We start from the raw sequence: 9,620 nt of genomic DNA, 5'->3' as shown, positions 1-9,620 counted from the left end.
GCGGAACAGGAACGCCAACGGGCGGAACAGGAACGCCAACGGGCGGAACGACTGGCGGCCCAATTGCGCTCACTGGGGATTGATCCGGATCCAGATCTGGATGCTTAGAGGGTGTTGAATGGCACGGACTCCTACGCTGACGTACGATCGTGGCACTTTGATCTTGCATCCACCTCCACGCGGTAAGGAGTGGATGGATTATGCCCTGTGGGACGATCGGATTGAGAAATTCCGAGTTCCGGCGATGCATTACCGTCCCTTGGTGTTGTCATTACGCAATGCAGCCGTTGAGGTAATCGATAATGCCAGGGAGTTCCAGGAGATTGAACTGGTACCCAGCCTGGAAATGACTCCCTATCCCCACCAACAAGAAGCCCTGGATGCCTGGAAGCAGGCTGGACGCATGGGAGTGGTGGTTCTGCCGACAGCCGCTGGAAAAACTTATCTGGCGCAACTGGCGATGCAATCCACGCAACGCAGTACGTTGGTGATGGTGCCCACTCTGGACTTGATGCATCAATGGTATGCCCATCTGGTGGCTGCCTTTCCGGATGTGGAAATTGGCCTATTGGGTGGGGGTTCTCGCGATCGCACGCCGATCCTGGTCGCTACCTACGATAGTGCCGCGATTCATGCCGAAACCTTGGGGAATCAGTACGCGCTGCTGGTATTTGACGAGTGCCATCATTTGCCCAGCGACTTTAATCGGGTGATTGCCGAGTATGCGATCGCGCCCTACCGCCTGGGACTAACGGCAACCCCAGAACGCACCGATGGCAAACACGCAGATTTACAGGTACTGATCGGGCCGGAAGTTTATCGGCGGACGGCGGAAGAACTTTCAGGAACGGCCCTGGCTCCTCACAAAGCGGTGCAAATTAAAGTGCATCTGTCACCCCAGGAACGGGAGCGCTATGAGCGATTGATTCAGACTCGTAACGCCTTTTTGCAAGAAGCTAACATCTACCTCAGTAGCACTCAGGGCTGGCAACGATTTGTTCAGGCCAGCGCTCGTTCCAAAGCAGGACGCAAGGCAATGCTGGCGCACCGGGAAGCGAAAGCGATCGCCTTTGGCACCGAAGGCAAACTGCGAGTCCTGGCGGATTTGTTAGCCAACCATTACCCGGAACGCACCCTCATCTTTACCGATGACAACACAACGGTGTACCGGATTTCTCAGGAGTTTCTGATTCCAGCGATCACGCATCAAACTGGTATTAAGGAACGTCATGATATTTTGACTCGCTTTAAGCAGGGAGAATACCGTACCCTGGTCGCTTCAAGGGTTCTCAATGAAGGCGTGGATGTGCCGGATGCCAGTGTGGCGATCGTCCTTTCAGGCACTGGCTCCAGCCGGGAATACATTCAACGCCTGGGACGCATTCTTCGTAAAGGAAATGATCCTGGCAAACTAGCACTTTTATATGAAATCGTGGCCGAAGATACCAGTGAAGAAAATGTCTCCCGCCGTCGTCGCAGCCAACCCACTCCCGCCCAACCCAAATCCCACCAGCTGGAACTCGTACCCCCTACCTCTGCTTATCAGGTTCTGCCCCAATCTCTTCCCCGTGCGGCTGAGCCAACTTCCGAATGGGACATGTAAAGGCCTTTTAAGGGACTCTTCGTAAAGACATTCCGCTGGAACATCTCTACAAACAAAAACAACAGATTGGAAACACTACCAGCGAATAGCCCCCTGCCTGCTATTTTCATTAGCGGTTCTTATTCTGATCCATCACAACTGCTTTACTGCGTCGTCGATACCAGCCGACGCCCAACAATCCCAGGGCCACGGCACTGCCAGCAATTTCTGAAGGCTCGGGAACCGCTGCCGCTCCATCATCGGGAGCAGGATCAGGGTGTGGGCCTGGTTGAGGATCAGGCTGCGGGGATCTTAGCGTGTAGGCTACCGTACCAACTGCCACTCCAGAATCATAGGGATTATCTCCTTCTACATTGCCGACCCTAAACTCGTGCCCCAGAATAAAGAAACCTACAGGCGCTTGAGGCGCGACAACCAGAAAGCTCAACCCCCCAGACGTTTCGGACAAGGGGAAAAATACTCGAGGATAATCAACGCTCAGATCCCGCTCCTGGTTTTCGGTATATGTATTTTCTAAAAAGTCGAATTGTACTGTGAGATTGTTTTCTATGCGATTTGCACAGACGGTTGAAACGCCCCCACTCCTACAGGGCACCAGTTGGGTGGAGCCATCGAAACTGAAGCTGCCATTATACTTGCCGATGTAAGCACCCGTATAAACATCGACCGTAAAGTCATAGGTGACGGTCGCCCCATGGCAGCTTTGGAGTTCAGCACCCCAACCATAGCAGCAATACCTGCCACTGTTGATATAAGAGCTTTTGAAACTGATACTATGAAGGGCCTTTGGTCATTCATTACACTAAGTGAGAGATAAGGCAAGAGGCAAATAATCAGGCTTCAGCAAGTTCTGTTAAAAGTTATAGGTAAACAATATTACAAAAATCTAAATAATTTTACGGATGCAATAGTAAATAGGACGTTCAAGGATCAAGATCAGGCAGAGGCAAAAAGTTCCCGATTCTTGAATTTAAACTTGTCCAAGTTCAGAACCAGAGTTTCTCTGATTGGAAAATGACCAGTTCTGTAACTGGATCTGGTTTAATTTCTTTCTACCAGGCCATCCGCCCCTGACCCGGCTAATTATGTAGATACTCCCTAGTGAGATTAACTAAAAGTCTGCTTCGTGGCTAGTGAATTTACAGTGGCCTTATCAAGACCGCATAGAGTCCTCATTTTCAGAAAGAAATGTAAAATTTGTATAACTTTCCTCTTATTATATTAATTTTTATCTCGTTGTTTTTCAGCCAAATTTGGCAAAAACTTTATTAGGATACTAAAATGTAATACAAAAAATACTTGTAGTACGACGATCATTCCAGGGGGCTGAGTCAAGACCGCGATCGCTCGATAGCCGGATGAAGAAAAATTGTGTTACTAGAGCAGTGGAAGTATGGCCAAGTTTCAGGACATTGTGTATTTCTACCGTAAATACTGGCTAATCTCCCTCCTGAGTGTGGGGGCGATGAGTCTATTTGAAATCATCGATCTGGTTGTCCCTTACGCAATTGGACAGATTCTGAATCTGTTATCTAACCAGCCCCTCGATCGCCCCGTTCAATCCCTGGTTGCCTTTACCGCTCAGGTTACAGGTCAACCACCGGATCAATCCTTATCTTTAATTGTGCTGCTCGTTTTGGTTGGAATTATATCGGTTGGGAGGGCACCCATTCAGCCCTGGCTCGGCCCCTGGTTTAACTGGGATACCGCATTTCGTGCCCGTCGGGATTACGCTCGAAAAGCTTTAGAAAAGGTGCTGACCTTGCCTCTGGAGTTTTACGACGAAAACAATCCCGGACGAATTGCGGCACGGGTTGCTAAAGGACTATCTAACCATACCTGGACGTACCCCGAAGTGACGGGCCAATTGATTCCCAAACTCTTCCGGGTCGTTGGTATCTTTGTCGTGATCTGGTTGATTGAATGGAAAATCGCTCTCCTGCTGCTCGTTTCCTTCATTGGCATCCTTACCTTTAGCTTCTCCGGGTTAAAGAAACTGGCCGATCAGGAAGAGAAACTTGACAAATATATGGAGGATACCGAAAGCCGCACCTCTGAGATCATCACCAACATTAAGACCGTCAAGGCGTTTGCTACGGAAGCACAGGAACTGACTCGACAGCAACAACGGCTCGATCGCGAGTTCAAAGTACTGGACTACCGCATTCACAAAGGTTATGTCATTCTGGCCAGTTGGGAACGCACAATTGTGCAAACCTGTGTCTTTTTGGTATTGGTGTTCACCCTGCTGGCAGCCGTGCAAAACCAGATTTCGATCGGTCACTTCATTACCATCCTGACGGTATCCAGCATGGCTTATGCAGAAGTGGAACCGATCTGCCAATTGGCCGAAGTATTCGCCCGTCGTTATGCCTCCATGATGCGGTTCCATGAGTTCATGCAACTGGCTCCAGGTGAGGATGCAGGTAATCTGGTGATCGATCCCACGACGGCTCCAACCTACCAATTCACAGGTAAGGTAGACTTCTCACATCTGACCTTTAGCTACAATCCCGGTCGCCCGGTATTGCAGGACATCAACCTGCTGATTGCCCCCTATCAAACCGTGGCACTGGTGGGACGCTCCGGCTCTGGTAAATCTACGCTGGTGAAGTTACTGTTCCGCTACTTTGAACCCGATAAAGGTGCGATCTTAATTGATGGTCAGGATATTCGCACGCTAGATATTACGGCCTACCGGAAACGCCTGGCGATCGTCCACCAGGAGGTTGATATCTTCAACGGTACGCTGTTGGACAACCTCACGTATGGCAATCCTACAGCCACTCTGGAGCAGGTTAGAGAAGCCTGTCGGATTGCCCAGGCAGATGAGTTTATCCAGCATATGCCGAAAGGGTATGCCACGATCGTCGGTGAGCGAGGGGTGCGCCTTTCTGGAGGACAGCGTCAACGGATTGGCATTGCCCGGGCTCTGATTATGAATCCGGATGTGCTGGTATTTGACGAGGCCACTTCCAGCCTGGATTACGAGTCGGAACGGGCGATTCAACTGGCGATGCGATCGATCTTGGGTACCCGCACCCTAATCATCATTGCCCATCGCCTCAGTACTGTGCGGGAAGCGGACAAGATTGTGGTGCTGGACAAAGGCCGGATTGCCGAAGTGGGTAGCCATGATGAATTACTCAATTACGGTGGAATTTATCAGCGACTACACGCTTTACAGGAAACTGGGGAACTCTTAGCTTAAGGGAGAACTCTTAGCTTCAGACAGCAAAACTATGAAATTTCGGTTAACCCATTCCCATTACAGGCTGGATAGCCAGCACCAGTTCATAATGGGTTTGGGTCAACCAAGACTTTTCAGGTGTGCGATCGCATTTCTGAACCTTATCTCAGTCTAGAACTGGAGTTTCTCCGAGCGGAAAACGACCGCTTTCTAGATGAACTTAGTTGAGGTAGGTTTTCTACACCAATGTTTACCCAGAATTTACGGATAGGGTTTATATTACGTGCATCAATTAAGATAAGGCCATCAATGTTTTTATTGATCAGCAGTCGGAAGTTCAGATGTCTCCATTAAAAATATAAAAAGCTGAAGAGGATGGAAAGGTTGAGATGGACAACGATCAGGCTTCCCGAGCATCACTCAGTAACGGCGACCTGCGGCGATTTCAGTGGTTGCCTTTAGCCAATCCCTCTCAGCCCGATGAAGGCGGATTAAACCTTGGTCAGGTGGTGGCTCTTTGCGGCGTAGATTGCCAGTCATTGCGGGTGTCACGACCCTAGTTGCATCTGCTGCGGTACTCAAGGCGTTAACCAGCACTCCCACCTATCAGGGCAGCTTTGAAATCCTCACCAAACCTGTGGCCGTTGAAACCCAGGTGATTTCTTCTGCTCCCCAAACCTTAAGCAACAAAGAGCAGGATGAAAAAGGGCAGGTTGACGACATAAAGTTGAAATTGTTGACCAGTCCTAAACTGCTAGATCCCATCGCCAAGCAACTGCGATCGAAATATTCGAACATTACCTACGACCAACTAGCAGCCTCCCTCAAGATAACACCCATCCCCAAAGCGGAGATTTTGAGTGTAAGTTTTCAGGACACAGATCCTGAGAAAGTGAAAGCCGTTTTGAAGCGAGTTTCGGAAGCTTATCTGAAATATAGCTTGGAAGAACGGTTAGCCGATGTGCGCCAGGGGATTGAGTTTGTTGATAATCAATTACCTCAGTTGCAAAAGCGAGTGGCAGACATTCAAGATAGGCTGCAAGCATTCCGTCAGCAATATAATCTAATCGATCCTGAATCTACTGGGAAGGAGCTATCGGCACAAAGCCTTGCAGTAGGGCAACAGTTGATCGAGGCTCAGATTAAATTAAGCGAAGTCCGTGCCATCTATGCCGACTTAAACAATCAACTGGCTCAATCAACCAAGGATGAGTCGGCTGCCTCTTTTGTCCTGCAAGACAATAGACGGTATCAGGCTTTACTGGGCCAACTGCTGGAGGTAGAAAGCCAGATTGCTAAAAAATCCAGTACATTTCGAGAAACGGCTCCCCATATTCAAGTCCTGGAAGGGCAGCAGAAAAACTTGCTCCCTCTACTCCGGCGAGAAGGGCAGCGGGTTCAAGAGCAGGCGGCCAGTAGAATTCGAGATCTAGAAGCTCGCGTGCAAATTCTCACCCAGGCTCAAAACGCTTTAAATCGACGCATTAAACAATTGTCTACTGTTTCTCGACAATATACTGACATTCAGCAGGAACTCAAAATTGCCACGGATAACCTGAATCAGTTTTTAACCAAGCGAGAAGCTTTGCGCATTGATGCGGGGCAACGCAAAACCCCCTAGCAGATTCTCACCCCTCCCGGAGAACCCATTCCATCGATTTCTAATGTTAAACGGATGGCCATGTTAGGGGTGATTCTAGGCGTCTTGCTGGGAGTGGGCGTTGCTTTGTTACTGGATAAGTTGAGTAACGCAATTCACACTCCTAATGACATTAGGAACCTCGCTAAGCGACCAATCCTGGGTGTCATTCCCTTCAATCCACATAAGGAAATCTACAGTCGCCGTCTATCTTGCCCAGGCAGCGGCGGCACTGGGGCAACGAGTATTACTGGTGGATACCGACCTGCGATTGCCTCAAGTGCATAACCGCCTGGGATTGCTAAACACCTACGGCCTCAGTTGGAACATCTTTTATCACTACGCTACCTGCCCCAATAATGCTGCCTTTGCCAATCGTAACACCGTCTAGCACTCTGACTCCCGTGCCCAGCCAACAGTCATCTTCGATCACTATCCCTTTGTAGCTGTGCCCCTGCTGGTTCATCGGTTGGGTCGGATCTGCAAAGTTGTGATTACTGGCATAAATACTGGAATGGGAGGCAATCAAACAGTTGATGCCAATTTTGATATCCCGATAAGCAGGTATAGGGACCAATATAGGTGCGATCGCCAATCGAAATCTCTCCAGAACCACTGTGAGCCTTAATGCTAACGCCCAAATCCAAAGTCACTCCATTTCCAATGATGAGATGACTTTGCGAATCGAGTACTTCCAGACTGACACGAGAACGAAGAATAACCTGCTTGCCAAACTGAATGCCATCTGCGCCAATCAAATAGACACCGGGTTCAATATTAGACGACTGGCCAAGCTCCTGGAAAACGAAACGATAGCAGGCTCGACGTAAAGAGACACCAACGGAGTAAGGAACCCACCCTAATAAACTATGAAGGAGTCTACCTAGCTTAACGGATGGTATGGTTTGGCTCCAGTGATTCAAAAACCCTGACAGAATGGCTGCAACTTTTTGTTAGGTAAGCCTGCATAGCATTATCTTAATGCATTCCCCGTAAAAACCCTATCGAGATTTTCAAAGGGACTCTATAGAATTTTCTTACTTAATCTCTCATCAAACTGCCCACATAAACAGTGGCTTTGCTTTCCCCGAGTTGCAAGTTGACACAATTTGATGTTAACTCGACATCATAATTGAAACCAATCCCTTGAGCTACATAACGTCCGTCTTCAGTCCGTCTGAGCAAAATCCTGGTATTCTGAGGTGTTTCACGAACCATTAAAGACTTGACTCCTAGCAGAATCGCAAAATAGAGACTAGGATTCTGATCTAGAATACCGAGCGATCGCTCCTTTGGTGAAAAAACTGTCTGGTAGAAAGGACTTCGGTGGAATTGAGAAATAGGTGGCAAACTGAATAGAGTTGAAGAGGATAAACCTGAATCTGATTCAACGACAGTTGTCCCTAAAAGATTGTTGCTGCCTGATTTCAACTCCTTCCCCTCAATGTCCTCAACCACAAGCTTAAAAATTTCACTGGAGGTTGGATGAATGGAAGAAGTGAGCCAGTGAGTATCTGTGACTGGCAAATCAATTAGCATAGAAGCGAGGGAGATGAGTTCGGAAGCATCTCGATGGCAAATATGGATTGCTTCAACCTTTTTTTCCTGAGGATTGTAAAGGTACCACGGTTTACCAGTTTCTTGGTGCACAGCAGACCATCCCAGCCTCTTAAAATCAACGGATTGCCAGTTCTGATACAGAAGGGTACAGGGGGAACCCACCATTGCTAACGATTTTCGGGCGTGGAGTCTAACAGGTAAATGAGTAAAGTCGTTCATTTGGATACACCGCCCACTCGCCCAGGCGTTAGCAAGTTGTTTCGCTTGCAATTCTGCTTCTGTGGCAGAGAGAAAGCCAGAGGCATCTCCTAAAACGAAAATATCGGAACGGTCTATGATGTTCGATTGCTTCAGATCAACGTCCAGGATCGTTTTTGAAATGCCATCAATAGGAGGCAGATTGAGTTCTGGTACCCCGTCATACATCAGGTAGTCAAACTCAATCTGTTTAGATTGTCCCTGTACTTTGATCGATAGACACTTTCCCTGACGCTTTTCAATTCTGACAGGTGAGAGAATCTCGATGCCTTGTTTGTTGAGTTCTCGTTTGAAGTATTGAAAGGATGGCAAATGGCTCAGTAAAGGGGAGGCAGTAAACACAACGGTTGTTGCTAATCCCCGATCTACCGCAATACTGGCATAGGTCAATGAGGCAATATTTCCATCTGAAACAATCACCAGTTTTCCAGAGCTAATCTCCCAAAACTCTTTTAAAGAACAGGTGGGTTCCAATAAAGGTGAGGGAATTTGCCGATTACTTGTCGCCAGAACCAAACGGTCAAACTTGCAGGTTTCGCCTGTCTGGAGAATAACCTCGTGTCCCTGGATAGCGGTTACCTCTCCCTGAACCAGAGGGTAGCCGAGTTCCTTAAAGCTCTGTTCGGTTGCGTTGCGGAGCCATGTAATAAAGGCTTTACCTTTTTCGATCGCAATGCTGGGCTCTTCATCCCGGTGAGCAGTGTAATACTCGGATGGCATACAGCCATAGTTCACGCATTTGCCGCCATAAGCCTGATCACGGGCAATAGTGGTGACGTTCGTATAACCGAAGCGATGGAGCGATCGCACGAATGTGAGCACTGCAATACCCACTCCAACCACCACAATGGCTTCATCCCGACGAACGGGTGTCTCTATCAACGGAGAAGTTCGTAGCCACTTGATTGGATTGATGGAGTGGAACTTTCCCATATTAAATCGAACTTTATAGAACAGACCCCGCTCAAAAGCCCAAGCAAATGAGTTAAACAGTTGTTTGCCCAGATTGACACTATCGAGCGATCGCGAGAACGGTAGCGACGGCACAATGGTTAGAGTGGCTGATACTAACTTGAAAATTGAACCCTGCGTTAATTGAGTCATGGACTGTTGTGATCCAGGGTCTTCCCTGGCGATGAAACACCTGAATTTCGTCCATTCGTAGTTGAATTAGTTCAGGAGTCGTTTTTTAAAGCTTCTTTTGCACAAAAGATGCCACACAGATGCAGGCGAGGTTCTAGTTTGAGGAGTGTATAGGAAACTTCCTCAACGCTAAACAGGCTTTGATAAAAATCATGGGAACGATAGTTAAAAGTGGGTGCGTGTCACCTTCTTGGTAGGAAAATTAGGCTAGAGGAGAAGAATATCCC

At 48.2% G+C, this 9,620-nt stretch carries 8 protein-coding genes; 4 read left to right on the top strand and 4 right to left on the bottom strand.

All coding sequences use genetic code 11. The features are described 5' to 3' along the window. Positions 1-118: 118 nt before the first annotated feature. Positions 119-1,603 (top strand): DEAD/DEAH box helicase family protein, encoded by a 1,485-nt coding sequence (locus ACUVQO_RS14715; RefSeq protein WP_445926601.1) that lies wholly within the window; start codon positions 119-121, stop codon positions 1,601-1,603. Positions 1,604-1,712: 109 nt separating this feature from the next. On the opposite strand, the gene ACUVQO_RS14710 is transcribed toward ACUVQO_RS14715, so the two are convergent. Then, positions 1,713-2,051 carry a PEP-CTERM sorting domain-containing protein gene (locus tag ACUVQO_RS14710; RefSeq protein ID WP_445926600.1) on the bottom strand — a complete coding sequence of 113 codons (339 nt, stop codon included), beginning with the start codon at positions 2,049-2,051 and terminating at the stop codon, positions 1,713-1,715. 945 nt (positions 2,052-2,996) lie between these two features. Between ACUVQO_RS14710 and ACUVQO_RS14705 the strand changes: the two genes are divergently transcribed. From ACUVQO_RS14705 to ACUVQO_RS14695, 3 genes are all read left to right on the top strand, one after another. Continuing rightward, positions 2,997-4,814 carry an ABC transporter ATP-binding protein gene (locus ACUVQO_RS14705; protein WP_445926599.1) on the top strand — a complete coding sequence of 606 codons (1,818 nt, stop codon included), beginning with the start codon at positions 2,997-2,999 and terminating at the stop codon, positions 4,812-4,814. A 368-nt stretch (positions 4,815-5,182) separates the two neighbouring features. Beyond that, positions 5,183-5,353 carry a hypothetical protein gene (locus ACUVQO_RS14700; protein ID WP_445926598.1) on the top strand — a complete coding sequence of 57 codons (171 nt, stop codon included), beginning with the start codon at positions 5,183-5,185 and terminating at the stop codon, positions 5,351-5,353. After that, a complete protein-coding gene (locus tag ACUVQO_RS14695) occupies positions 5,311-6,414 on the top strand; it encodes a GumC family protein (RefSeq protein WP_445926597.1) in 1,104 nt (367 codons plus the stop codon). Before ACUVQO_RS14700 ends, ACUVQO_RS14695 begins: the two co-directional genes overlap by 43 nt. A gap of 319 nt (positions 6,415-6,733) precedes the next feature. Here ACUVQO_RS14695 and ACUVQO_RS14690 read toward each other — a convergent pair whose 3' ends face one another. The 3 genes from ACUVQO_RS14690 to ACUVQO_RS14680 form a co-directional block, all read right to left on the bottom strand. Beyond that, positions 6,734-6,898, bottom strand: coding sequence for a DapH/DapD/GlmU-related protein (locus ACUVQO_RS14690; protein WP_445926621.1), 165 nt, complete (start codon positions 6,896-6,898; stop codon positions 6,734-6,736). Positions 6,899-6,926: 28 nt separating this feature from the next. Then, a complete protein-coding gene (locus tag ACUVQO_RS14685; protein ID WP_445926596.1) occupies positions 6,927-7,355 on the bottom strand; it encodes a hypothetical protein in 429 nt (142 codons plus the stop codon). 118 nt (positions 7,356-7,473) lie between these two features. After that, the gene (locus ACUVQO_RS14680; protein ID WP_445926595.1) at positions 7,474-9,354 is read right to left on the bottom strand and encodes an FAD-dependent oxidoreductase; all 1,881 of its coding nucleotides are present in this window, start codon (positions 9,352-9,354) and stop codon (positions 7,474-7,476) included. Positions 9,355-9,620: the final 266 nt, after the last annotated feature.

The organism is Leptodesmis sp. (genome assembly GCF_052746595.1).
Note: the sequence above shows the minus strand (reverse complement) of the source record. Positions and strands in the feature narration are given on the sequence as shown.